This is a genomic window from Mannheimia granulomatis (assembly GCF_013377255.1).
Lineage (GTDB): Bacteria > Pseudomonadota > Gammaproteobacteria > Enterobacterales > Pasteurellaceae > Mannheimia > Mannheimia granulomatis.
The window spans coordinates 1361277-1385715 of record NZ_CP016614.1 but is presented as its reverse complement, the minus strand read 5'-3'; the positions used below and the strand labels follow the sequence as shown (position 1 = coordinate 1385715).

The 24439-nt window shown below is 40.5% G+C and carries 18 protein-coding genes and 1 tRNA gene; 11 read left to right on the top strand and 8 right to left on the bottom strand.

All coding sequences use genetic code 11. From position 1 onward, the window contains the following. Positions 1-53 precede the first annotated feature (53 nt). A complete protein-coding gene (locus A6B41_RS06415) occupies positions 54-1499 on the top strand; it encodes an alanine/glycine:cation symporter family protein (RefSeq protein WP_027074465.1) in 1446 nt (481 codons plus the stop codon). 71 nt (positions 1500-1570) lie between these two features. Here A6B41_RS06415 and A6B41_RS06410 read toward each other — a convergent pair whose 3' ends face one another. The 6 genes from A6B41_RS06410 to znuC form a co-directional block, all read right to left on the bottom strand. Continuing rightward, entirely contained in the window at positions 1571-2092 is a 522-nt protein-coding gene (locus A6B41_RS06410) for a Slam-dependent surface lipoprotein (RefSeq protein WP_336214341.1), read from the bottom strand. Positions 2093-2472: 380 nt separating this feature from the next. Next, positions 2473-3342, bottom strand: a complete 870-nt coding sequence (gene sucD / locus A6B41_RS06405; protein ID WP_027074466.1) for a succinate--CoA ligase subunit alpha — start codon at positions 3340-3342, stop codon at positions 2473-2475. 8 nt (positions 3343-3350) lie between these two features. Then, positions 3351-4511: an ADP-forming succinate--CoA ligase subunit beta gene (gene sucC, locus A6B41_RS06400; protein ID WP_027074467.1), complete on the bottom strand. Its 1161-nt coding sequence runs from the start codon at positions 4509-4511 to the stop codon at positions 3351-3353. 112 nt (positions 4512-4623) lie between these two features. Then, complete coding sequence (gene odhB / locus A6B41_RS06395; protein WP_027074468.1) at positions 4624-5853, bottom strand: 2-oxoglutarate dehydrogenase complex dihydrolipoyllysine-residue succinyltransferase; 1230 nt, start codon at positions 5851-5853, stop codon at positions 4624-4626. A 54-nt stretch (positions 5854-5907) separates the two neighbouring features. Further along, positions 5908-8721 (bottom strand): 2-oxoglutarate dehydrogenase E1 component, encoded by a 2814-nt coding sequence (sucA, locus tag A6B41_RS06390; RefSeq protein ID WP_027074469.1) that lies wholly within the window; start codon positions 8719-8721, stop codon positions 5908-5910. A gap of 144 nt (positions 8722-8865) precedes the next feature. After that, on the bottom strand, positions 8866-9690 hold the full coding sequence (znuC, locus tag A6B41_RS06385) for a zinc ABC transporter ATP-binding protein ZnuC (protein ID WP_027074470.1): 825 nt from the start codon (positions 9688-9690) through the stop codon (positions 8866-8868). Positions 9691-9834: 144 nt separating this feature from the next. Here znuC and mepM point away from each other — a divergent pair, with 144 nt between their 5' ends. The 10 genes from mepM to A6B41_RS06335 all read left to right on the top strand — a co-directional run bounded on the left by mepM (position 9835) and on the right by A6B41_RS06335 (position 21869). Further along, positions 9835-11364: a murein DD-endopeptidase MepM gene (gene mepM, locus A6B41_RS06380; RefSeq protein WP_027074471.1), complete on the top strand. Its 1530-nt coding sequence runs from the start codon at positions 9835-9837 to the stop codon at positions 11362-11364. A 9-nt stretch (positions 11365-11373) separates the two neighbouring features. Next, positions 11374-12057, top strand: coding sequence for a bifunctional protein-disulfide isomerase/oxidoreductase DsbC (gene dsbC / locus A6B41_RS06375; protein ID WP_027074472.1), 684 nt, complete (start codon positions 11374-11376; stop codon positions 12055-12057). Between the two features lie 212 nt (positions 12058-12269). Then, entirely contained in the window at positions 12270-14417 is a 2148-nt protein-coding gene (locus A6B41_RS06370; protein WP_027074473.1) for a transglycosylase SLT domain-containing protein, read from the top strand. A gap of 49 nt (positions 14418-14466) precedes the next feature. Further along, positions 14467-14543: transfer RNA gene (locus tag A6B41_RS06365), tRNA-Met, on the top strand. 245 nt (positions 14544-14788) lie between these two features. Further along, positions 14789-15250 (top strand): ribosome maturation factor RimP, encoded by a 462-nt coding sequence (gene rimP, locus A6B41_RS06360; RefSeq protein ID WP_027074474.1) that lies wholly within the window; start codon positions 14789-14791, stop codon positions 15248-15250. Positions 15251-15270: 20 nt separating this feature from the next. Continuing rightward, positions 15271-16767, top strand: a complete 1497-nt coding sequence (nusA, locus tag A6B41_RS06355; protein ID WP_027074475.1) for a transcription termination factor NusA — start codon at positions 15271-15273, stop codon at positions 16765-16767. A 23-nt stretch (positions 16768-16790) separates the two neighbouring features. Beyond that, on the top strand, positions 16791-19340 hold the full coding sequence (gene infB / locus A6B41_RS06350; protein ID WP_027074476.1) for a translation initiation factor IF-2: 2550 nt from the start codon (positions 16791-16793) through the stop codon (positions 19338-19340). A 127-nt stretch (positions 19341-19467) separates the two neighbouring features. Then, positions 19468-19848, top strand: coding sequence for a 30S ribosome-binding factor RbfA (rbfA, locus tag A6B41_RS06345; protein ID WP_027074477.1), 381 nt, complete (start codon positions 19468-19470; stop codon positions 19846-19848). 2 nt (positions 19849-19850) lie between these two features. Then, positions 19851-20774: a tRNA pseudouridine(55) synthase TruB gene (gene truB, locus A6B41_RS06340; protein ID WP_027074478.1), complete on the top strand. Its 924-nt coding sequence runs from the start codon at positions 19851-19853 to the stop codon at positions 20772-20774. Between the two features lie 3 nt (positions 20775-20777). Further along, positions 20778-21869, top strand: coding sequence for a lytic murein transglycosylase (locus A6B41_RS06335; protein WP_027074479.1), 1092 nt, complete (start codon positions 20778-20780; stop codon positions 21867-21869). 70 nt (positions 21870-21939) lie between these two features. Here the strand turns inward: A6B41_RS06335 and tadA are convergent, their stop codons facing one another. Next, positions 21940-22458 (bottom strand): tRNA adenosine(34) deaminase TadA, encoded by a 519-nt coding sequence (gene tadA, locus A6B41_RS06330; protein WP_050436785.1) that lies wholly within the window; start codon positions 22456-22458, stop codon positions 21940-21942. A gap of 74 nt (positions 22459-22532) precedes the next feature. Beyond that, positions 22533-24362, bottom strand: a complete 1830-nt coding sequence (locus tag A6B41_RS06325) for a DEAD/DEAH box helicase (RefSeq protein ID WP_027074481.1) — start codon at positions 24360-24362, stop codon at positions 22533-22535. Positions 24363-24439: the final 77 nt, after the last annotated feature.

The window sequence follows — 24439 nt, the reverse complement described above, 5'->3', positions numbered from 1 at the left end:
AAAATTGGAAACTCGCTAAAATACAACCATTTTTATTCTATTAAGAGGTCTTCATGGATTCTATTATTTCATTATTTGAAAGTATCCTTACTTGGATTGTTAATACAATTGACGGTCCGCTTTGGGATATTACAATTCTGCTGTTATTAGGTGCAGGTCTATTTTTTACTATCACAACAGGCTTTGTACAACTACGTCTTTTTCTGCAAAGTTTACGTGAAATGTGGGGTGGACGTTCTGCAGATGGTGCTTCATTAACACCATTCCAAGCATTTACAACAGGTCTTGCAAGCCGTGTAGGTGTCGGTAATATCGGTGGTGTTGCTACCGCTATTGCTTTAGGTGGGCCGGGTGCTGTTTTCTGGATGTGGTTAACAGCATTGATGGGAATGAGTTCTGCCTTTGCTGAGTCTTCATTAGCACAGTTATATAAAACGCGTGACCCAAATGGCATGTTCCGTGGTGGACCTGCTTACTATATTACTCGTGGTTTAAAATTGCCTCCATTAGCAATTGCTTTTGCTATAACGCTTATTTTTACTTTTGGCTTTGCTTTTAATGCCGTACAAGCAAACTCAATTGTAGAGGCAACACGTAACGCTTGGGAGTGGGATCCTATTTATGTGGGGATCGCATTAGTCGTAATTACAGGCATTATTATTGCCGGTGGGGTAAAACGTATTGGTCAGGTTTCTGCTCAAGTCGTTCCGATGATGGCGCTATTTTACTTAATTATTGCTGTGATTATTCTAGGTATGAACATTGAGCGAGTACCAAGTATTATTGGTTTAATTATTGAGAGTGCTTTTGATTTCTCTGCAGCAGCAGGTGGAATGTTTGGTGCTTTAGTATCAAAAACAATGTTAATGGGGATCAAACGCGGTTTATTCTCAAACGAAGCAGGTATGGGTTCTGCGCCAAACTCAGCGGCCACTTCTGATGCTAAGCACCCTGCAAGCCAAGGTTTAATCCAGATGTTAGGGGTATTCGTCGATACGATAGTAGTCTGTACTTGTACTGCGGTTATTATTTTAATGTCAGATAACTACGGTGGTGAGAGTTTAAGAGGTATCTCACTTACTCAGACTGCATTGCAATTCCACTTAGGTGAATTTGGCCTGCATTTCTTAGCCTTTATTATTTTGTTGTTCTGCTTTACTTCAATTATCGGTAACTATGCTTATGCAGAAACAAATATTCGCTACATTAAAAACAAAGCATGGTTTGTTTGGGGCTTTAGAGCGATTGTATTGTTCTTTGTGTACTTCGGTGCGGTTAGAGATGGTGGTATCGTCTGGGCGTTTGCTGATACAGTGATGGCATCAATGGCAGTAATCAACCTTGTGGCGATTTTAATTCTTGCTCCAATCGTTTGGATTATTATGAAAGACTATATCCGTCAATTAAAAGCTGGCAAAGAGCCGGTGTTTAAAATTGAAGACCACCCTGAACTTATCCGAAAAGGTGTAGATCCATTAATTTGGAGATCCAAAGAGTAAGATAAAAGGCCAAAACAAGCGGTCTAATTTGTAAAAAATATTGCAAATTAGACCGCTTGAGTTTTTAGGTATTATTTAGAAGCTCCAAACGTACCACCCCAAGAATTTTTGTTATCGAAGAATAGTCCGCCTAACTCTTTAGCATTTTCACCATAGAATTTTCCTTCTAATTCAGCGGTTGTATTGAAGTCTTTTGAAGTTGCAGAACCATTAAAACTGTTTCCGTTAATTGTTGCGCGTACACTAATAGGTTCGATTCTAGCTTCATGTAATGTACCAGAAAGTTTTTTGCTTGCAAAATCAACATCGAATGTTGCAGTACCTTTGATGTAGTCATCTTCCCATTTTTTAACATTGAGTTTGGTCTGCACCTCAGGATATACTTCATCGTCAAAATCTATAAATGAATGACCTGTATAATGTGCAGTTCCACTGGTAGGCATATTTGGAGTTGGATTCCCATTATAGAAGAAGTAATCTTTTTCTGATGGACCGCTACTTTCCTTAAGGCCAAAACGAACATCCGTATATTTACCACAGCAGGTATGTAAACGCTCATCATCTTGCCAAGTATCGGCAGGTTTCTTGGCAATTGGAATAGACTGTCCATCAACAATAATTACATTTAAGTCAGTTGCAGTAGTGAGTGCCTTTTTATGTACTTTTTCATCGAATACAAGAACTCGACCTGTACTATTATCTTTTTCTGTCGGGATAGATGCTTGGTTTGTATGCCCACTATTTTATAGATTGTCTGCATTACTGCTACCACTGCTTCCACAGGCAGAAATGATTAGGCAAGCTAAGGTTGTAACTCCGATTTTTGTGATGTTTCCCATAGGATGATACTCCGTTTGATTATAAATATAATAAGTGGTCTAATTTAAACTTATATTCCATTATAGTAAATAAAATATTAGTGTAAAAAATTTACAAAATCAGACCGCTTGATGGTTGAAGAGATAAATTAGCCTTAGCCTAAAATTTTACGCAATGCGGAACCAATCTCTGCAAGGCTTATGACAGTAGTTACGCCCGCATCTTCTAAGGCTTTGAATTTTTCATCTGCTGTGCCTTTGCCGCCGCTGATAATTGCACCTGCATGCCCCATTCGTTTACCTTTTGGTGCTGTAACGCCTGCGATGTAGCTGACAACAGGTTTGGTCACATTCGCTTTAATGAAGGCTGCCGCTTCTTCTTCCGCTGAGCCACCGATTTCACCAATCATCACAATTGCATCGGTTTCTGGATCGTTTTGGAACAATTTTAGAATATCAATAAAGTTTGAGCCGGGGATTGGGTCGCCACCGATACCAACACAGGTAGATTGTCCAAAACCTTCATCTGTAGTTTGTTTGACCGCCTCATAGGTAAGCGTACCCGAGCGGGAAACAATACCGATTCTGCCTTTTTTATGGATATTGCCCGGCATAATCCCGATTTTACATTCATCAGGGGTAATTACGCCCGGGCAGTTCGGTCCGATCATTCGCACACCACTTTCATTTAAGCGTTGCTTAACTTGCAGCATATCGAGGGTTGGAATCCCTTCGGTGATACAAACGATTAACTGAATACCGGCATCAATCGCTTCTAAAATCGCATCTTTACAGCCCGGTGCAGGTACGTAAATGACCGTTGCGGTTGCTCCTGTGGCGTTCACGGCATCTTTTACCGTATCAAACACCGGTAAGCCTAAATGGGTTGTGCCGCCTTTGTTAGGAGAAACGCCGCCCACTAATTGTGTGCCGTAAGCTAGGGCCTGTTCACTGTGGAATGTGCCTTGTCCGCCGGTAAAACCTTGGCAAATGACTTTTGTATTTTTATCAATTAAAATCGACATTGTTCCTCCTAATTTGCAGATTTTACCGCTAATTCAGCCGCTTGTTTTAATGATGCTGCCGCTAAAATACTTAAGCCGCTGTTGGATAAGATTTCACGTCCTTTTTCAGCATTGGTGCCTTCTAAACGCACAATCACCGGCACATTCACGCCTACTTCATTGACGGCTGCAATCACACCTTCAGCAATCAAATCGCAGCGAACGATACCGCCGAAAATGTTTACTAACACCGCTTTTACATTCGGGTCGGATAAAATCAACTTAAATGCCGCTGCCACACGCTCTTTGGTTGCACCACCGCCTACATCGAGGAAGTTTGCCGGCTTACCGCCATAGAGTTTTACAATATCCATCGTACCCATTGCTAAGCCTGCACCATTGACCATGCAGCCGATATTGCCGTCTAACGCTACATAGTTCAGGCTCCACTTTTCTGCCTCGGCTTCACGCTCATCATCTTGGCTTAAATCTTGTAAAGCTTTTAAATCAGGGTGGCGATAAAGGGCGTTACTGTCAATAGACATTTTCGCGTCTAAGCAGAGGAGTTGTCCTTCTTTTGTGACCACAAGTGGATTAACTTCCAATAGGGCTAAATCTTTTTCCACAAACAAGGTAGCGAGTTTCACAAAAATATCTGCGAACTGTTTTACTTCATCGCCTTTTAAGCCTAATTTAAAGGCAAGTTCACGCCCTTGGAATGACTGACCGCCAGTGAGTGGGTCGATGATCGTTTTGTGAATTAGCTCTGGTGTGTCGTGGGCGACATCTTCAATATTCATCCCGCCTGCACTCGATGCCATAAACACCACTTTTTGTGCAGAACGATCTATTACCGCCCCTAAATAAAGCTCTCTGTCAATATTGCAGGTTTCTTCCACATAAATCACATTCACCGGCTGCCCGAGGCTATCGGTTTGGAAAGTGACTAAGCGATTCCCCAACCATTTTTCAGCAAAGGCTTTCACTTCATCGGCATTGCGAACTAATTTCACCCCACCGGCTTTGCCACGTCCACCTGCGTGAACTTGGCATTTCACCGCCCATTGCTCACCTTGAAGCTTGCTAATTGCAGCCATTGCTTCCTCTGCGGAAGTACAAGCAATCCCTTGGCTAACAGGCAATCCATATTGTTTAAATATTTGTTTTGCTTGATATTCGTGTAGATTCATAGAGATTCCTCTTAGTTTATTCTGCTATTATTTAATAGCCGAATCTATCGTGTTTGCAAAATTTCAGTAAAGACTGACCGCTTGTAATATTACAAGCGGTCAAATTTTTGTATTAAATTTCAAGTAATAAACGAGTCGGATCTTCCAATAACTCTTTAACGGTCACTAAGAAGCCAACGGACTCTTTGCCGTCAATTAAGCGGTGGTCGTAGCTGAGTGCTAAATACATCATCGGGCGGATAACGACTTGTCCATCAACTGCCACCGGGCGATCTTTAATGGCGTGCATGCCTAAAATCGCACTTTGCGGTGGGTTGATAATCGGGGTGGACATTAGCGAGCCGAATACGCCGCCGTTGGTGATGGTGAAATTACCACCGGTGAGATCTTCTACCGTTAATTTACCATCACGCCCTTTTTCAGCAAGCTCTTTAATTTTTTTCTCAATGTCTGCCATGCTCATTTTATCGCAATCACGCAGAACCGGAGTCACTAAGCCACGCGGGGTGGAAACTGCAATGCTGATATCAAAATAATTGTGGTAAATGACATCATCACCGTCAATTGATGCGTTGATTTCAGGATAGCGTTTTAACGCTTCCACCACGGCTTTGATGTAGAAAGACATAAAGCCTAGGCGTACACCATGTTGTTTTTCAAATTTTTCACCATAGGTTTTGCGCAGGTTCATAATCGGCTGCATATCTAGCTCATTGAATGTAGTCAGCATTGCCGTGGTATTTTTCGCTTCGAGCAGGCGTTCTGCAATGCGTTTGCGTAAACGTGTCATTGGTACACGTTTTTCGCTGCGACTATTAAATGCGACAGTACTTACTGTATTTTGTGTAGTTGCAACTTGAGTAGCTTGAGCAAGCTGAACACGTTTTGCAATCTCTTTTTCAATATCCTCACGAGTGATTCTTCCGCCCACTCCACTGCCTACTATCTCTGAAGCTTGTAAGTCGTGCTCGGCTAATAAGCGGCGAATTGCAGGGCTTTGGTCATCGGCATTTGTATGGCTGTGTTCAATTGCGGCATATTTGCGATCAGCCGGGGTCGCTTCTGTTTGTTGTTCGATTTTTTCTTGAGTGATATCACCGGCTTGTGCGGTATTTATTTTACCTAGTAATTGCTTTGACACCACTGTCGCCCCTTGTTCTTGGCAGATTTCTGCAAGAACACCATCGTTAGAAGCCGGCACTTCTAAAACGACTTTATCAGTTTCAATTTCGACTAGAATTTCATCACGTTTTACAGTATCACCTACTTTTTTATGCCAAGTAGCGACTGTTGCATCCGCAACAGATTCTGGTAAATCAGGAGTTAAAATTTCGATTGTCATTGTTTTCTTCCTTTTCTTCGTTTTTTCTTATCTTTTCGACAAAAGAAGGCATTTTTAGAGTGTTAATGCATCTTCAACGAGTTGTTTTTGCTGTTTAGCGTGTAGAGATGGATAACCTACAGCCGGTGAAGCTGAAGCAGGTCTGCCCGCATAAGTTAATTTTGCGCCTTCCGGAATAGAGGCTTCAAAATTATGCTTACTGCAATACCATGCGCCTTGGTTAAGCGGTTCTTCTTGACACCAGACAAAATCTTTTACGTGAGCGTAAGGCTCAAGAATTTGTTTCATTTCCTCATAAGGGAATGGGTAAAGCTGTTCGATACGAATAATCGCAATATCCGTCTGATTATTTTGACGGCGTTGCTCCAGTAAATCGTAATACACTTTACCCGAACACATCACCACACGTTTGACTTGTTTTGGATCGATACTATCTACTTCGTCAATCACATTTAGGAATGTACCGTTTACCAATTCATCTAATGATGATACCGCAAGCGGATGGCGTAATAAAGATTTCGGGGTAATTGCGACGAGTGGACGACGCATTTTACGGATCGCTTGACGACGTAACATGTGATAAACCTGAGCCGGTGTTGATGGCACACAGACTTGCATATTCTGTTGTGCACAAAGCTGTAAATAGCGTTCAAGTCGGGCAGAGGAGTGTTCCGGGCCTTGCCCTTCATAGCCGTGAGGGAGCAACATAGCCAAGCCACACATTCTGCCCCATTTTTGCTCACCGGAGCTGATAAATTGGTCTATTACAATTTGTGCACCGTTGGCGAAATCACCAAATTGTGCTTCCCAAATGGTTAATGTTTTAGGGTCGGTTGTTGCAAAGCCATATTCAAAGGCCAATACTGCTTCTTCAGACAGTACGGAGTCCCATACTTGGAAGCGACCTTGATTGGCATGTAAATTAGTCAGTGGAACATAGCCTGTACCATCATTTTGGTTATGGATTACTGCATGGCGATGGAAGAATGTACCACGACCGGCATCTTCGCCGGATAAACGTACGTGTGTGCCATCATCAAGTAGAGTTGCATAAGCCATTGTTTCAGCCATACCCCAGTCGAATAATTTTTTGCCTTCATACATTTCTTTACGATCAGCGTAAATTTTTTCCACACGAGAGTGAGCTTTGAGAGATTGCGGATATTCACAGACACGTTTGGCAATCGTTAAGAAACGCTCTAACGGGAATTTACTTTCATACGGCTCGGTCCAATCGTAGTTGAGGTATTGCAACCAATCGACAGCCGCCATATTCATTTCACGCCATTCAGGTACAACTCGGTCACCATTATCTAGGGCATCACGATACAGATTGAGCATTTCAATTTCTTGCTCATTGGTTAATACACCTTCGGCAATTAAGCGATCTGCATATACCTTACGAGGTGTAGGGTGCTTTTTGATAATGCTGTACATCATCGGTTGAGTTGCTAATGGCTCATCGGCTTCGTTGTGGCCATGGCGACGATAAGAAATCAGATCAATAAAAATATCGCGTTTGAATTTTGTACGATATTCCACCGCCATTCTTGCTGCGAAAGCCACTGCTTCAGGGTCATCACCATTTACGTGAATAATCGGTGCTTGGATCATTTTCGCGATATCGGTACAGAACTCTGTTGAGCGAGTGTCGTTCGGATTAGAAGTCGTGAAACCGATTTGGTTATTGATAACAATGCGGATTGTACCACCTACTTTATAACCACGTGCATTTGCCATGTTGAGTGTTTCTTGCACAACACCTTGCCCCGCCACTGCAGAGTCACCATGCACGGTTACTGCAAGCACTTTTTCATGTGCGGTATCACGCATACGTTCTTGTCTTGCACGCACAGAGCCAATCACCACCGGACTTACAATTTCTAAGTGGGATGGGTTGAATGCAAGGGTTAAATGCACATTTTTATCGTCAACAGCAAAGTTAGATGAGAAACCTTGGTGATATTTTACATCCCCTGTACGGCTTTCATCGGCGTGTTTGCCGGCAAACTCATCAAATAATTCTGCAGGGCGTTTACCGAATACATTTACCAACATATTTAAGCGCCCACGGTGTGCCATACCTAATACCACGTCTGTCATACCTTGGCGGGCAGAGTGACGGATGATCTCTTTCATCATTGGAATGAATGCATCGCTTCCCTCAAGCGAGAATCGTTTTGCGCCGGGGAATTTCGCCCCTAAGTACCGCTCTAAACCATCTGCGGCGGTGAGTTCACTTAATAAATTGAGTTTCTCTTCTTTCGTAAAAAGTGGTTTGTTCAATACACTCTCAATTTTTTCTTGCAACCAATTACGTTGCTCAATATCTTGAACATGCATAAATTCTAAGCCGATAGGGCCAAGATAGGTTTCTTTAAGAGCATGATTTAATTCGCTTAGTTTCATCGTTTCTTTGCCGTAAACATAGCGACCTACGGTAAAAGTTTCGTCTAAGTCGGCTTCGGTAAAACCATGATATTTGTAATCTAATTCAGGTACACTAGAGGTTTTCCAGCGATAATAATTGATAGGGTCAAGCTGTGCTTCTAAATAACCACGGAAACGATGTGCATTAATCCATTGCAATAAACGAACTTGTTTGGCACTGGCTTTTGGATCGATAACGGTAATGGATTGAGGCTGTTGTTCTCGTGCTAATTTACGAAAATAATAACGGATTTGGGAATGTGATTGTTCAACTTGATTGGTATCGTGTGTCGGAAATGAATCAAATATAGCTTTCCAGCTAGCATCAACACTCTGTGGATTTACTAAATATTGTTCATAAATTTCTTCAACATAAGATTGGCTTGAGCCGCCAAATGGCGATGACTTAATCCAATCATCAAAATTGTTATATTGCATATAGACCTTACCTGATATTGGTTTGAACTTCATGCTATTATACTCCAAATTCTGATAAGAAAATGTGAACTAAGTCAGATTTTTAGACAATAATTTGCAGACAAGCGGTCATTTTTAGCAAAAAATTTACAAATTTTAAACAACTCACTGAGGCGTGTGTTTACAGTTGCACTGCTCCGGGCAGATATCACCGTGCAAATTGTGATGGTGATTATGATTATGTGAATAAAATGCAACATTTCGAGCAAATTGATCACCAAAGAAATGGATGAAACTTGGGTCATTTGTAATCACTTCAGGTGTGCCGGCACAACAGATATGTTTGTTGACACAAAGCACTTCATCAGTATTTGCCATCACGATATTGAGATCGTGTGATACCATTAAAATAGCACAATTAAGTAAAGCGCGTGTTTTATTTAATAGTTGATAGAGTTCGGTTTGACCTGTAATATCCACCCCTTGCATTGGCTCATCTAAAACGAGCAATTGCGGCCGGTTTAACACAGCTCTAGCAAGTAGTACACGTTGAAGCTCCCCACCCGATAATTTTTGCATACTGTTTTGGGCTAGATGTGTGATTGAAAATAACGATAATGCTTCTTCAATCATTTTTTTATCCGTATTGGGTTTCAGTGCTAAGAAATGAGCTACTGTAATTGGCATAGAAGGGTCTAGATGCAGTTTTTGCGGGACATAGCCAATTTTTAAGTCTTTTTGGTGAAAGACTTTTCCTTTATTTGGGGTGATTAATTTTAGCAACACTTTCAATAGTGTTGATTTGCCTCCACCGTTAGGTCCGACAATAGTAGTAATAGAATTAGGATAGATCGAAAGATTAATATTTTGTAACGCTTTTTGATCATTGAAAGAAACATCAATCTTTTCAAGAGAAACTAATGGTCTAATAGGCTTAATAGGTGAAAACGGATTAAGTTTTTGCGTTTGTGTCAGTTGATTAATTTTCATTAATATAAAAAATTTATGGATATTGAGCTAAAATTAGCTGATTTTTCATATTATGACAATAGATTAAATGAATTTTTTCTTGGTAAAATGGTCTATCAATAGATTATGTAAATTTTAGTAAATAAAAAATAGGCGAGATATATTTTGCAACACGTTATTTTAGCGAGAGATCGTAAAAAACATAAGCAACATATCAAAATAACGGTGTTTTTATTAGCTGTAGTGAGTTTGCTGGTGGGCATTGTTCTGGCATTAAAGGAACAGCCGTCGGTTGAGAGTAAAACCCAGCGCGAAAATACCCTTATTTTGGATGAGCAGGACATAAAGCACGAAGATGAAGTTGAATTAAATGTAATTGATTTACCGAAATCGGAAAATGAAGTGGGTTTTATCAGCCGTATTACCGATTTGCTTACTGAATCTGCATTAGTATCAGACGGTGAAGAACAGATTATAGATGACCAAACAGCGACATCCTATGAAGATGAGTTAATCGGTCCGGATGATGAAGTTGAAGAGAGTATTGATACGGCGGCTAAAAAAGAGCTTGAAGAAACATTGCCACAAGAGGCTGAGCAAGCTATTGGTGATTTGTTGGAAGTTGCTGATCAAGCTTTAAGAATCCAAGACCAATTTAGTTATACTGTTGCCCGTGGTGATAAATTAAAAGATGTACTGGAACAATCCGGTCTTGGGCCGAGTGTTGCTAAAGAGCTGATTAAGCAATATCCTGCATTGGCACAATTACAACCGGGTCAGCAATTTTATTGGATATTGGACAATGATGGCGAATTAGAATACATGAACTGGCTTGTTTCTGAAAAACAAGAGCGGGTTTATGAACGTAAAGCGAACGGAAAATTTGCCTATCAAGAATTTGAGAAGAAAGGTGAATGGAAATTAGATGTCGTTCGTGGCACTATCCAAGGTAGTTTTGCATCCAGCCTAAAGGCAGTTGATTTATCGGATCGTCAAATTAATCAGCTCGCGGTTGGATTACAATCACAAATTGCAACGAATAAACTTAAAAAAGGTGATAAGTTTGCAATTTTAGTTAAGCGAGAATACATTAACGGTAAAGTAACAGACTTAGGTAATGTGGAAGGTATCCATGTTATTAGCGGTAATAAAAGCTACTATGCAATTCAAGCAGAGAATGGGCGCTACTATAGTAAATATGGCGAAACGTTAAGTGGTGGTTTTGCTCGCCATCCATTGTTGTATGCCGCTCGGGTGACTTCTTCGTTTAATCCTAAACGTAGGCACCCAATTACAGGTCGTATTAGCCCTCATAAAGGAGTAGATTACGGTATTCCGGTTGGAACACCGATTATCGCACCAAGTGATGGAGTGGTTGAGCATGTTGCCTACCAAGCTAGAGGAGCCGGGCGTTATATTCGAATAAAGCACGGGCACATTACAACAGTATATATGCACCTTAGTAAACCGTTAGTGAAGCCGGGGCAAAGTGTGAAAAAAGGTGAACGTATTGCCTTATCCGGCAATACCGGTGGTTCGACCGGACCTCATTTACACTATGAGTTTCATATTAACGGAAGACCGGTAAATCCAATTACAGTAAAATTGCCTGGCTCTAGTTCGGGTATGAGTAGTAAAGAACGCCAAACATTCTTAAACAAATCTAAGTATGTAGAGGCAAAATTAAAAATGTAAGGATTCTAAATGAAGAAAAATTTTACCATGCTAGGATTAGCTTGTTTATCGACAGCGGTATTAGCATCAGATGCAAATTTAAAAAAACAACTTGAAAAAATGGGAGCAACAGAGGTTAATATTTCAGATTCCCCTTTATCTGGATTTAAAATGGCTACATCTAATGAAGGCGTGGTTTATATTAGTGAAGATGGACGTTATGTAATCCAAGGTAAAATTTTTGAGTTAAAAAACGGTAAAGCAGTAGATATTACAAACCAAGCGTTATTAGCGGAATTGAACTCTTACCATAATGAAATGATTGTTTATCCGGCTAAAAACGAAAAACATGTGATTACTGTGTTTATGGATATTACTTGCCATTACTGTCATTTGTTACATGAACGGATCAAAGAATATAACGATTTGGGGATCACTATTCGTTATTTAGCTTTCCCTCGTGGTGGTATGAATACACAAACAGCAAAACAGATGGAAGCGATTTGGACCTCTTCTGATAAAATTAATGCACTCAATGAGGCTGAAAAAGGCAATTTACCAACACAGCTTAAAACACCGAATATTGTGAAAAAACACTACCAACTCGGCGTTAAATTTGGCGTAACAGGCACGCCGAATATGCTAACCTCTAATGGTGAGCTGATTGCAGGTTATGTAGAACCAAAAGAATTGGCAAAAATGCTTGCAGAATAAGCATTACTGATTTGAAAACAAGCGGTCTGATTTTGTAAATATTTTGCAAAACGGACCGTTTTTATTATCACAAGCGGTCAATTTTTATAAATTTATTGCAATGAAATAACAAAATGGCTTAATTTGATTTTTAGTTGAGTGTCGATAAGCAACATTATTTTGAAACTTAGTCATCTTTTTTCTGCCTAAAGCGAAGTAACGAGGAGTCATATATGTGGAAAAAAACAGTGCTAGCATTATTGCTGGCAAGTAGTTATGGATGGGCAGTAGAAGCAGCAGGTAGAGAGTCTGTTAGAACGTATAATGAAAAAGAGTTAGCACAATTAAAAACAGATTGGCTGGCAGTTTATCAAAAAGAAATAGAACATGCGAAGCAGTTACGCCTTAAACAGAGAGCAAATTTTCAACAACTTAATTATTTAATTGAGAATGCTGTACTGCAAAAGAATTTATCTGCTTCTGGTGAGCAAATTATTCTGCGATTATTGGCAACATTATCCGGCTATCCATTGGAAATGGAGGCAAATTGGATGTTGTTGAATGCTAAAATAATGTTAAAACAGGCAAAAGAGAGTGATATTCATGCATTTATGCATAAATATCCTAATTCGGTCTATCAAAAAACATTACAGCAACTTAGATTTGAGCTGCTGTATCAGCAACAAAACTTTGAGGAGCTGGTGGAATATGCTAAGAGTGTCAAGCCTATCAGTCTAGCCGACCAGTGTCGTTTACTGTCAGCTCGTTATGAGCTTGCAGCCAGCAAAGCGGAAATAAATCCTGAAGTGAGCAAAGTAACTGAGAAAAATACAAAAAATACCGATCTGCTCGCTTTAGCAAATGAATTTGAACAGCTTTGGTTTGCAACGCCTAAATTAACTTCTGATTGTGCTAATTTAGAAAGCTATTGGCAAGATCAGGGCTTTAAAACAGATGAAAAAGTACGTTTGAAAGCAATTGAATTAATCAAACAAGGTGCGAATGCTGAAATTGCGAATTTAGCAGCGAATAGCACGGATGAAAATTTAAAAGCGTGGTTAACCGAGGTTTCAGCTATTGCCAATAATCCTCAAGATTTGCAAAAATTTATTGAAAATCAACCGCTTGAGGTTGCCGCTCGTGCAGAAAATAAAGCGGTAATTTTGCAGCTATTCCCTAAATATATAAAAACGCTCTCTGAAAAGTTAGAAAATCCAACATTTGAAGCATATCAGGCATGGGCAGAAAAATATCAGCTTACAGAAGCAGAAATCAAAGAATGGAAAACCGCGTTTATTAGCCGATTATTTGATAACGTAGAGCCGACTTTTCAATTATGGAGAGATGAACAAATCAAAACCTTAAATGTTGATAGTTTAACCGAACGTCGCTTGCGGATGGCGATTTGGCAACACTCTGATTTAAATGAGTGGTTATCTGTGCTTTCAAATGACGGTCAATCAAAAGCTGAGTGGCGTTATTGGTTGGCAAAAACGGAGAAAAATGAAGTTAAACGTAAGTCAATATTTGAAAAGTTAGCCCAAGAACGTGGTTTTTACCCTATGCTTGCGGCTCAGCAGCTAGGGATTGCCTATCAATTTCCTATTATAGATACGCCGAATTTGACTTCAGCAGAGCTTGATTTATATCAATCGGAATTTGAGAGGATAAGAGAATTACGCCAATTAGAGCGCTTTGAGCAGGCAAGAAATATTTGGACTTACTTCATTAAAAGCCTTTCAACTCAGTCACAACAGTTGTCGGTAATTAAATATGCTTCAGCCCAAAATTGGTATGATTTGGCGGTAGAAGGGACCATTCAAATAAAGGCATTCGAGAATATTGATTTAAGATTACCTAATGCGTATTCAGATTGGTATGATTTGGCATTAGCAGATAAAAAAATCAGCAAAACCTTTGCCCAAGCAATCGCCCGTCAGGAAAGTGCTTGGAATTTTCAGGCAAGATCGCATGCTAATGCAAGAGGTCTAATGCAAATGTTGCCGGCTACGGCAGAAAAAACGGCAAAAGACAACGGTTTGCCGTTTAAAGGTGGTGGTGATTTATTTAGGCCGTTTAACAATATAATGCTAGGGACCACCCATTTATCTGAATTAAATGAAAAATATCCCAATAATCGTATTTTAATTGCAGCAGCCTATAATGCGGGGGGAGGAAGAGTCGAACAATGGTTAAAACGTGCTAATGGTAAATTAGCCATGGATGAATTTATTGCGACTATACCTTTTTATGAAACCCGTGGTTATGTGCAAAACGTGTTAGCCTATGACTACTATTATCAAATGCTCTATACTTCAGATTCCTCTACTAAAAATGGCTTAAAAATGTTCTATAAAGAGGAGTTAGAGCAAAAATATTAAAAAAGTGCTTGCATTATTGAATGAAATATCTATAATACAGCCCATCAGACGCGGGGTGGAGCAGCTTGGTAGCTCGTCGGGCTCATAACCCGAAGGTCGTTGGTTCAAATCCAGCCCCCGCAACCAGTTTTAAGCTCACAGCTTTGGTTAAAGTTGTGAGTTTTGTTTTATAGGGTGTATGATAAATTTTGCAATTGCAAAAAAATCATAAAAACAGACCGCTTGTTACGGTTGGATGTTTTCTCACCGAGAAACAAATCGCTTAAAGCCCCACGGTTTCCCGTCTGGGGCTTTTTTGCGGAAATTGGTACAGATTTAACGTATCAAGAGCTGGTAATATACCGGCTTTTTTTGTATTTGGAGAGTTTTAATTGGCAACATTAGAGCAAAAATTAGAAGATTTAGTGTTAGATTCAATCGAAGCATTAGGTTTTGAGTTAGTTGGCATTGAATGCCAACGAGTAGGGCGTTTTTTAACAGTTCGCCTGTATATTGATAAAGAAGGTGGCGTAACGATTGATGATTGTAGTGATGTGAGCCGTCAAGTAAGTGCGATTTTTGATGTTGAAGATCCTATTGCAGATAAATATAACCTAGAGGTTTCTTCACCAGGGCTAGACCGTCCATTATTTACGACAGCCCATTATGAACGTTTTATCGGACGTGATGTGGTGATTCATTTGCGAATTCCGATGTTCGATCGCCGTAAATGGCAAGGCAAGATTAAAGAAGTCGATGGTGATTTAATTACTTTAACTGTAGAAAATGAAGATCGCCAATTCGCATTTGGTAACATTCAAAAAGCGAATTTAGTCCCCGTTTTTAATTTTTAAATTAATAAGGCAAACTAGCAATGAGTAAAGAGATTTTATTAGCTGCAGAAGCAGTATCAAACGAGAAACAATTACCAAAAGAAGCCATTTTTGAAGCTTTAGAAACGGCATTAACGATTGCAACTAAAAAAAGTCGCGATTTAGATATTGATGTTCGCGTTGTTGTTGACCGTAAAACCGGTGATTTCCAAACATTCCGTCGTTGGACTGTTGTTGAGAATGTCAATAATATGACTCGTGAGATTAGTTTAGAGGCCGCACAGTTTGAAGATCCGAATGTACAATTAGGTGATTTCATTGAAGATGAAGTTGAATCTATCGAATTTGGTCGAGTGGCTATTCAAACCTTTGGTCAAGTGATTAAAACAAAAATCCGTGAAGCGGAGAAAACTAAAATCATTGATGAGTTCCGTGCTGATTTAGGTAAGATTATTATTGCAACTGTTAAAAAAGTGACTCGTGATAATATTTTCCTTGAGTTAGTAGGAAAATCAGAAGATATCAAAGGCGAGGCGGTAATTGTACGTGAAGATATGATTCCACGTGAGAATTTCCGTCCGGGCGACCGTGTGCGTGGGGTATTATATGAGATCAAACCTGAATCAAAAGGCCCTCAATTATTTGTTACCCGAGCAAAACCGGCGATGCTTGAAGAATTATTTAAGTTAGAAGTGCCGGAAATTGGTGAAGAGGTAATCGAAATCAAAGGCGCAGCCCGTGATGCAGGTTCTCGTGCCAAAATTGCAGTAAAAACTCATGATAAACGTATCGACCCGGTCGGTGCTTGCGTTGGTATGCGTGGTGCACGTGTACAGGCTATCAGCAGCGAATTAGGTGGTGAACGCGTAGATATCGTGCTTTGGGATGATAATCCGGCACAGTTTGTTATTAATGCTATGGCGCCGGCAGATGTGAGCTCTATTGTAATCAATGATGAAGCTCACTCTATGGATATTGCCGTTGAATCTAAAAATTTAGCGCAAGCTATCGGTCGTAACGGACAAAATGTGCGTTTAGCTACACAATTAACCGGTTGGGCGTTAAATGTGATGACGGTTGAAGAGTTAACCAAGAAAAATGAAGAGGAAGATGGCAAGGTCATCAATTTATTAACCTCTGCATTAGAAATTGATGAAGAATTTGCTCAAGTATTGATTGAAGAAGGCTTTACTTCGTTAGAAGCTGTTGCTTATGTACCGGTAAGTACATTAACTGCAATCGATGGCTTAGAAGATGAAGACTTAGTTGAAGAGTTACAATCACGTGCTAAAAATGCGATTACGAAGAAAGCATTAGCAGAAGAACAAGCTTTAAAATCAGCTCAAATTGAAGAGAGGCTGTTAGCTCTGGATGGAATGGAGCGCCATATTGCATTTAAATTAGCCGAAAAACAAATTACAACCCTTGAAGAGCTTGCTGAACAAGGCGTAGATGATTTAGCAGATATTGAAGAGTTATCGGCAGAGAAAGCAGGTGAGCTCATTATGGCTGCCCGTCAAATTTGTTGGTTTAACTAATCACAGGCAAAGAGGATAAAACAATGACTGAAGAGAAAAAAACACTTTCGCTTGGTGGTGCTCGTAAAGCGAGCAAAGTTAATGCTACGACAACCAGCGGTAAAGTAAAAGCGGTTGAAGTAAAAGAGAAAAAACCGAAAATTGATGCTAAAGCGTTACAGGAAAAAGCAGAAAGAGAAGCTCTTGCAGCAAAAGCAAGAGAGGAAAAAGAAGCAGCAGAGAAATTAGCCAAAGAAAAAGCTGAAGCAGAAGCTAAAGAAAAAGCGATGCAAGAAGAAACTGCAAAAAAAACAGCAGAATCGACCGCTAGTAAAGCCCAAACTGTACTGGTAATGCCAAATACTAAGGCAAAAGAAGATAAGCCGAAAGCGACAGTTCAATCTCAGCCAAAACAAGAAAAAGCACTCGATCCTGAAAAAGAGGCGAAGCGTAAAGAAGAAGCTGAATTACGCCGTAAACAAGAAGAGCTGGCTCGTCAAAAAGCAGAAATGGAAGCAAAACGTGCAGCAGAAAATGCCCGTCGTTTAGCTGAAATCGAACGTGAAGAGACCAGTGAAAGTACGAATGAAGATTTTGATGATGATCGTTTTACTTCTTCTTATGCTCGTGAAGCAGATAGAGATAATGATCGTCGCAGCGAAAATCGTGGGCGTAACAATAAAGCTGGTGTAGCTAAGGCGAAAAAGGGCGGTCGTGAAGATGATAAAAACGAGCGTAATGCTGATCGCCGCAATCAAAAAGAAGTTAAAGGCAAAGGTAAGCATGGCAAAAAAGGTGCTGCATTACAACAAGCCTTTACCAAACCTGCACAAGTTGTAAAGGCTGATGTAGTAATTGGTGAAACCATTACGGTTGCCGAGCTCGCTAACAAAATGGCGGTAAAAGCAACTGAAATTATCAAGATGATGATGAAAATGGGTGAAATGGTAACGATTAACCAAGTTATCGACCAAGAAACAGCACAATTAGTGGCAGAAGAATTAGGCCACAAAGTTATTTTGCGTAAAGAAAATGAATTAGAAGAAGCGGTATTGGAAGACCGTGATACTGATGCGGAAAAAGTAACCCGAGCTCCGGTTGTTACTATTATGGGTCACGTTGACCATGGTAAAACCTCGTTACTCGACTATATTCGTAAAGCGAAAGTGGCAGCAGGCGAAGCAGGTGGTATTACTCAGCACATTGGTGCATACCATGTAGAAACCGATGATGGTAAGATGATCACCTTCCTAGATACCCCGGGACACGCAGCCTTTACTTCTATGCGTGCGCGTGGTGCGAAAGCGACTGACATCGTCGTTCTTGTGGTTGCAGCGGATGATGGTGTGATGCCACAAACTATTGAAGCGATCCAGCACGCAAAAGCGGCAGGTGCACCATTAGTTGTTGCGGTAAACAAAATTGATAAACCGGAAGCTAACCCAGATCTTGTAGAACAAGAATTGTTACAACACGATGTTATCTCTGAGAAATTCGGTGGTGATGTACAATTCGTACCGGTTTCAGCGAAAAAAGGGATGGGTATTGATGACTTGTTAGAAGCGATTATCTTGCAATCAGAAGTGCTTGAATTGACTGCAGTGAAAGATGGTATGGCAAGCGGTGTGGTAATTGAATCATACCTAGATAAAGGTCGTGGTCCGGTGGCGACTATTCTTGTTCAATCTGGTACACTGAACAAAGGCGATATCGTACTTTGTGGCTTTGAATACGGTCGTGTGCGTGCAATGCGTGATGAAAACGGTAAAGATATTGAATCCGCAGGCCCGTCGATTCCCGTGGAAGTGTTAGGTCTTTCGGGCGTACCGGCAGCAGGTGATGAGGCAACAGTTGTGCGCGATGAGAAAAAAGCGCGTGAGGTAGCACTTTACCGTCAAGGCAAATTCCGCGAGGTGAAACTTGCTCGTCAGCAAAAAGCGAAATTAGAAAATATGTTCAGCAACATGACTGCGGGTGATGTAGCAGAGTTGAACATTATTGTGAAAGCAGACGTACAGGGTTCTGTTGAAGCTATCAGTCAATCATTAATGGAACTTTCAACATCTGAAGTGAAAGTAAAAATTGTGGGTTCCGGCGTAGGTGGTATTACTGAAACCGATGCGACTTTAGCTGCAGCCTCTAATGCTATTATGGTTGGTTTCAATGTGCGTGCAGATGCATCGGCTCGTCGTATTATTGAAACAGAAAGCATTGATTTACGTTACTATTCTATCATTTATGAATTGTTGAATGATGTGAAAGCAGCAATGAGTGGTATGCTACAACCTGAATTTAAACAAGAAATTATTGGCTTGGCAGAAGTGCGCGATGTATTCCGTCATCCGAAATTTGGTGCAATCGCAGGCTGTATGGTAACAGAAGGTGTGGTGAAACGTAACAACCCAATCCGTGTATTGCGTGATAATGTGGTTATCTTTGAAGGTGAGTTGGAATCACTTCGCCGCTTCAAAGACGACGTATCTGAAGTACGCAACGGTATGGAATGTGGTATCGGCGTTAAGAACTATAATGATGTAAAAGTTGGTGACCAAATCGAGGTGTTTGAAATCGTTGAGATTAAACGCTCAATCTAATAAAATTAAGCCAATTTCAATGTAGGGGCGTACTATGTGCGTATGCAAGCGGTTGAATTTTTGCTAAGATTTGCAAATAAGAAACCTCAAGGACGTATATAGTACGTCCCTACTTTTTGGAGAAAAAATGTCTAGAGAATTTAAACGTAGCGACCGTGTCGCACAAGAATTACAAAAAGAGATTGCAGTTATTTTACAGCGAGAAGTCAAAGATCCTCGTGTAGGGATGGTAACCGTTTCAGATGTTGAAGTCTCAAGAGATTTAGCATACGCGAAAGTATTTGTAACCTTCTTATTTGATAACGATCCTGAGGCTATTGCACAAGGTATGCAAGGTTTAGAAAAAGCAAGTCCTTATATTCGAACTCTACTCGGTAAAGCTATGCGCTTACGTATTGTGCCGGAGTTACGTTTTATTTACGATGAATCTTTGGTAGAGGGTATGCGTATGTCTAACCTAGTCTCTAATGTGATCAAAAATGATGAAGAAAAGCATAGAGAGGACTAATAGTGTCTAGACCTCGTAAACGTGGGCGTGATGTGCATGGTGTTTTCTTATTAGATAAGCCACAAGGTATGTCATCTAATGATGTTTTGCAAAAAGTAAAACGGATTTTCCAAGCAAACAAAGCCGGACACACAGGTGCTTTAGATCCTTTAGCAACGGGTATGCTTCCGATTTGTTTGGGCGAAGCGACAAAATTTTCACAATTTTTGTTAGATTCGGATAAGCGCTATTTAGTTACCGCAAAATTAGGTGAACGTACTGATACCTCAGATGCTGAAGGGCAAGTAGTGGAAAGCAAAACCGTAAATGTAACAGAAGCGGAAATTCTAGCTCATTTAGAGCCGTTTCGCGGTGATATTTTACAAGTTCCAACGATGTTTTCCGCATTAAAACATAATGGTAAGCCGTTGTATGAGTACGCCCGAGCGGGGATTACTGTTGATCGTGAGGCCCGCCCGATTACTATTTTTGAGTTAAATTTTATTGAGTATCAAGCCCCTTATTTAACTCTTGAAGTCCATTGCTCTAAGGGAACTTATATTCGCACTTTGGTGGATGACTTAGGTGAAGCACTTGGCTGCGGAGCACACGTAACAATGTTACGCCGCACGGCAGTTGCAAGTTATCCAATTGAGGCGATGATGAGCTTGGAAAATTTGCAAAAAATTGCTGAAAATCGACCGCTTGAAGAGCTAGATAGTCATCTGTTGCCATTAGATACAGCAGTGTCAAATGTCGCTAAAATAAATTTGACTGCCGAGCAAACTAAAGCGGTAGGTTTCGGTCAAAGAGTTAAATACGAAAACCCAAATAAGATTTATGGCTTAGTACGTCTGTTTTCAGATAATGGACAGTTTTTAGGAGTGGCAGAAATCACCGATGATAATGTGATTCGCCCTAGCCGAATGATTAATTTAGCAGAATAGAAGATGAAATTGAAAATTTTTACTTTGCCGTTAACGATCATAACCTTTGCTTTGGCAGGGTGTTCTAATGATAAAGGCAGCTATTCAACTTTAGATTTGGATGCCAAATACACTAAATCACGTTCTGTGAATAATTTTAATGATTATGTGCATTTTTTGAAACAGAAAGCCGCTGGCGCGGGTGTATCGGCAAAAACTTTAAATGCTCAAAAATTTATTAATTATAATGCACGAGCCATCCAGTTAGATAAACAGCAATCTGCTCGCAAACGTGATCCAAACTCACCATTGCCTCTAGCCAATCCGAATGGGGTAACTAATTACTTAAATAAAGTGTTAACTCAAGCAAAAGTGGATCAGGCGGCAGAGCGTTGGTATGAACATAATGCACCGTTAACCCGTGCAAGCCAGAAATACGGTGTTCAGAAAGAATACATTATGGCATTATGGGGAATGGAGAGCAGCTTTGGTCGTTATCAAGGGGATTTTGATGTGCTTTCTGTTTTGGCAACTCTAGCATTTGATGGTCGTCGTGAAACGTTATTCACCAAAGAATTTGTAAACGCAATGAAGATGCTTGATGATGGAACGATTAAGCGTTACGAATTATTGGGGTCTTGGGCAGGTGCTATGGGGCAAACCCAATTTATGCCAAGCTCTTATCTCACTTATGCGGCAGATGGTGACTCTGATGGCAAAAAAGATATTTGGGATAATGAAGCAGATGCCTTTGCATCTATTGCTAAATATCTTTCCACTGTTGGTTGGGACAATCAATTACCTTGGGGGGTTGAGGTGAAATTATCTGCCCCAATGGATCTCAGTTTTTCCGGTATTGAATCCAAGAAAGCGAAAACTTTAGGTGAATGGCAAGGTTTAGGTGTTTATTTGGCTTATCCGAATGGGCAAGAATCGGCAAAATTAGCTAAGCTTAATGGCCATAAATTATGGCTGATTCGCCCTGATAAGGAAGCCGGACGAGCATTTTTGGTGTCAAATAATTTCCGTACGTTGATGGATTGGAATAAATCCAACAATTTTGGTATCAGTATCGGTAAATTTGCAGATAGAATTTTATCCGCCGTTGGGCAATAAGCTAAAAGCGAATAAATGAAAAGCATAGTAAATAAAAATTTACTATGCTTTTTTGTTTTAGTTGTTTTTTCTATAAGTCTTTTGATTTTTGTTCCAAACGACGTTTTTTAAAAAACTTGCTGATTTTTTGGCTACATTCTTTGCCAAGCACATTACCCTGAATCTCTAAAAAATGATTCATTTTATAATCTTCAAATAAATGATAGCGGGAACCTACAGCCCCTGTTTTATAGTCACAGGCCCCAAAGACCAAACGACCAATACGGCTGTGTAAAATTGCTCCGGCACACATAGGGCAAGGTTCAAGAGTCACATAAAGGGTGCAATCTAGTAGGCGATAATTTTCTAAGGTTTGTCCGGCTTGACGGATGGCTTGCATTTCAGCGTGAGCAGACGGGTCGCAAAGTTGGATAGTCTGATTCCAACCTCTGCCGATGATATTGTGATTTTTATCGACCAACACAGCACCAACGGGTATCTCTCCTCTGGCTTCGGCTAAATCAGCTAAATCTAATGCATATTGCATAAAAGCGATATCTTGCTCGGAAACATCAGTTCGGCAAGTTGTTTGAGTAGGTTTAATAAACATAGTTGCAAAAAATAAAGTTTTTTTGACCGCTAGTAAAATGCCCCAACGGATGGGGCATTATGATTTGAGGCTATTTAGTCACGGCGAAAGCGACCTTTATCATTAAAGCGTCTCTCTTTAAAACCGCCTTTACGATCTTTATTGAAGCCATTATCTCTTGAATCACGGCGACCGCCACGTTCATTACGATCACCTCTACGCTCGCCACCACGACGACCACGAGCATCATACGGATGTTCATTACCGCTGTTTGTAGTGCCGATAAGTGACATCTGCATTTGTTTATTCAACACGCGCGCTTTGTGAGCGAAATGTTGGACTAAATGATTTGGCATACCTTGTGGTAATTCAATGGTTGAGTAGGTATCATAGAGTTTAATATGACCAATATAGCGGCTGCTGATATCACCTTCGTTAGCAATTGCGCCTACAATATGGCGAACTTCTACACCATCTTCACGACCTAGTTCAATACGGTATAAATCCATCGCAACACCGTTATTTTCACGATGTTCACGACCATTACGGCGGTCGTTTCTATCGTTACGATCGCGTCCACGTTCTGAACGTGCAGCGCGGACTACAGGGTCTGGTGGAAGAATTAATTTTTGTTTTTCTTGTAGTAACATCATCATTGCCGCTGCCAGTTCTTCATGATCTTGATCAGCAGTAAATAAGTCTTCCAATAACTCACGGTATTTTTCTAAATCATGGTGTTCTAATTGCTTAGAAATACGTGCTTTGAATTTTTCACGGCGTTTTTCCATTAAAATTTCATGGTTTGGGATAGCCACTTCTTCAATTGGTTTTTTGATGAGATTTTCGATATTACGCAGCAAACGGCGTTCACGTGGCTCAACGAATAATAACGCACGACCTGAACGACCGGCACGACCGGTACGACCAATACGGTGAACATAAGATTCTTCTTCTAACGGAATATCGTAGTTTACAACTAGGCTAATACGTTCAATATCAATACCACGGGCAGCAACATCAGTTGCAACCAAAATGTCTAAACGCCCTGAGCGTAATTTTTCTAAGGTTTGCTCACGAGCTTGTTGGGTCATATCACCATTTAACGCTGCAGTACGATAGCCGTTACGTTCGCACAATTCGGTAATATCAATTGTGCCTGTTTTGGTGCGGGTGAATATGATGGCTGCATCAAATTCTTCCACTTCTAAGAAACGTAATAACGCATCATTTTTACGGAAACCGTTAACTAACCAGTAGCGTTGTTCGATATCTGGAGCAGAGCGTTCTGTCGCTTTAATTTTAACCTCTTGCGGATCTTTCATAAAACGACGGGTAATACGACGAATCGGTTCCGGCATTGTGGCTGAGAATAACGCAGTTTGGTGATTTTCCGGTAATTCTGCCATAACGGTTTCAACATCATCAATAAAGCCCATACGGAGCATTTCATCGGCTTCGTCTAATACGATAAATTTTAGTTCGGATAAGTCTAAAGTGCCGCGACGAATATGGTCAAGAATACGACCAGGTGTGCCGACAACCACTTGTGAGCCCTGTTTTAAAGCTCGTAATTGAATGTCGTAACGCTGTCCACCGTAAACGGTCACAACACGTATGCCTTTCATGTTTTTGCTAAATTGTTCGCAAGCATCAGCTACTTGAATAGCTAGCTCACGAGTTGGAGCCATTACCAACATTTGTGGATGGCGTTGAGAAGGATCAATTTGAGCGAGTAAAGGTAGTGAGAAAGCTGCTGTTTTACCGCTACCTGTTTGTGCCATACCGAGAACATCACGGCCGGAAAGTAAGTGAGGAATACATTCTTGTTGGATAGGAGAGGGGGTTAAAAAACCCATCTCATTTACTGCATCAAGGATAGGTTGAGGTAAGCCTAAATCGGCAAATGTTAAAGATTCAGTTGTCATAAAAAACCATTAATTGGTGGACAGCAAAACAAAAAGCAGAAAATAAACACTATTTTCTGTTTGCATATCCAAATAAA

Bases quoted from the DNA above. Each gene is read 5' to 3' on its own strand.
- dsbC (WP_027074472.1), top strand. From the start codon at position 11,374: ATGAAGAAAAATTTTACCATGCTAGGATTAGCTTGTTTATCGACAGCG.
- sucA (WP_027074469.1), bottom strand. From the start codon at position 8,721: ATGCAATATAACAATTTTGATGATTGGATTAAGTCATCGCCATTTGGC.
- sucC (WP_027074467.1), bottom strand. From the start codon at position 4,511: ATGAATCTACACGAATATCAAGCAAAACAAATATTTAAACAATATGGA.
- A6B41_RS06415 (WP_027074465.1), top strand. From the start codon at position 54: ATGGATTCTATTATTTCATTATTTGAAAGTATCCTTACTTGGATTGTT.
- infB (WP_027074476.1), top strand. From the start codon at position 16,791: ATGACTGAAGAGAAAAAAACACTTTCGCTTGGTGGTGCTCGTAAAGCG.
- znuC (WP_027074470.1), bottom strand. From the start codon at position 9,690: ATGAAAATTAATCAACTGACACAAACGCAAAAACTTAATCCGTTTTCA.
- nusA (WP_027074475.1), top strand. From the start codon at position 15,271: ATGAGTAAAGAGATTTTATTAGCTGCAGAAGCAGTATCAAACGAGAAA.
- tadA (WP_050436785.1), bottom strand. From the start codon at position 22,458: ATGTTTATTAAACCTACTCAAACAACTTGCCGAACTGATGTTTCCGAG.
- odhB (WP_027074468.1), bottom strand. From the start codon at position 5,853: ATGACAATCGAAATTTTAACTCCTGATTTACCAGAATCTGTTGCGGAT.
- rbfA (WP_027074477.1), top strand. From the start codon at position 19,468: ATGTCTAGAGAATTTAAACGTAGCGACCGTGTCGCACAAGAATTACAA.
- A6B41_RS06325 (WP_027074481.1), bottom strand. From the start codon at position 24,362: ATGACAACTGAATCTTTAACATTTGCCGATTTAGGCTTACCTCAACCT.
- sucD (WP_027074466.1), bottom strand. From the start codon at position 3,342: ATGTCGATTTTAATTGATAAAAATACAAAAGTCATTTGCCAAGGTTTT.
- A6B41_RS06370 (WP_027074473.1), top strand. From the start codon at position 12,270: ATGTGGAAAAAAACAGTGCTAGCATTATTGCTGGCAAGTAGTTATGGA.
- A6B41_RS06335 (WP_027074479.1), top strand. From the start codon at position 20,778: ATGAAATTGAAAATTTTTACTTTGCCGTTAACGATCATAACCTTTGCT.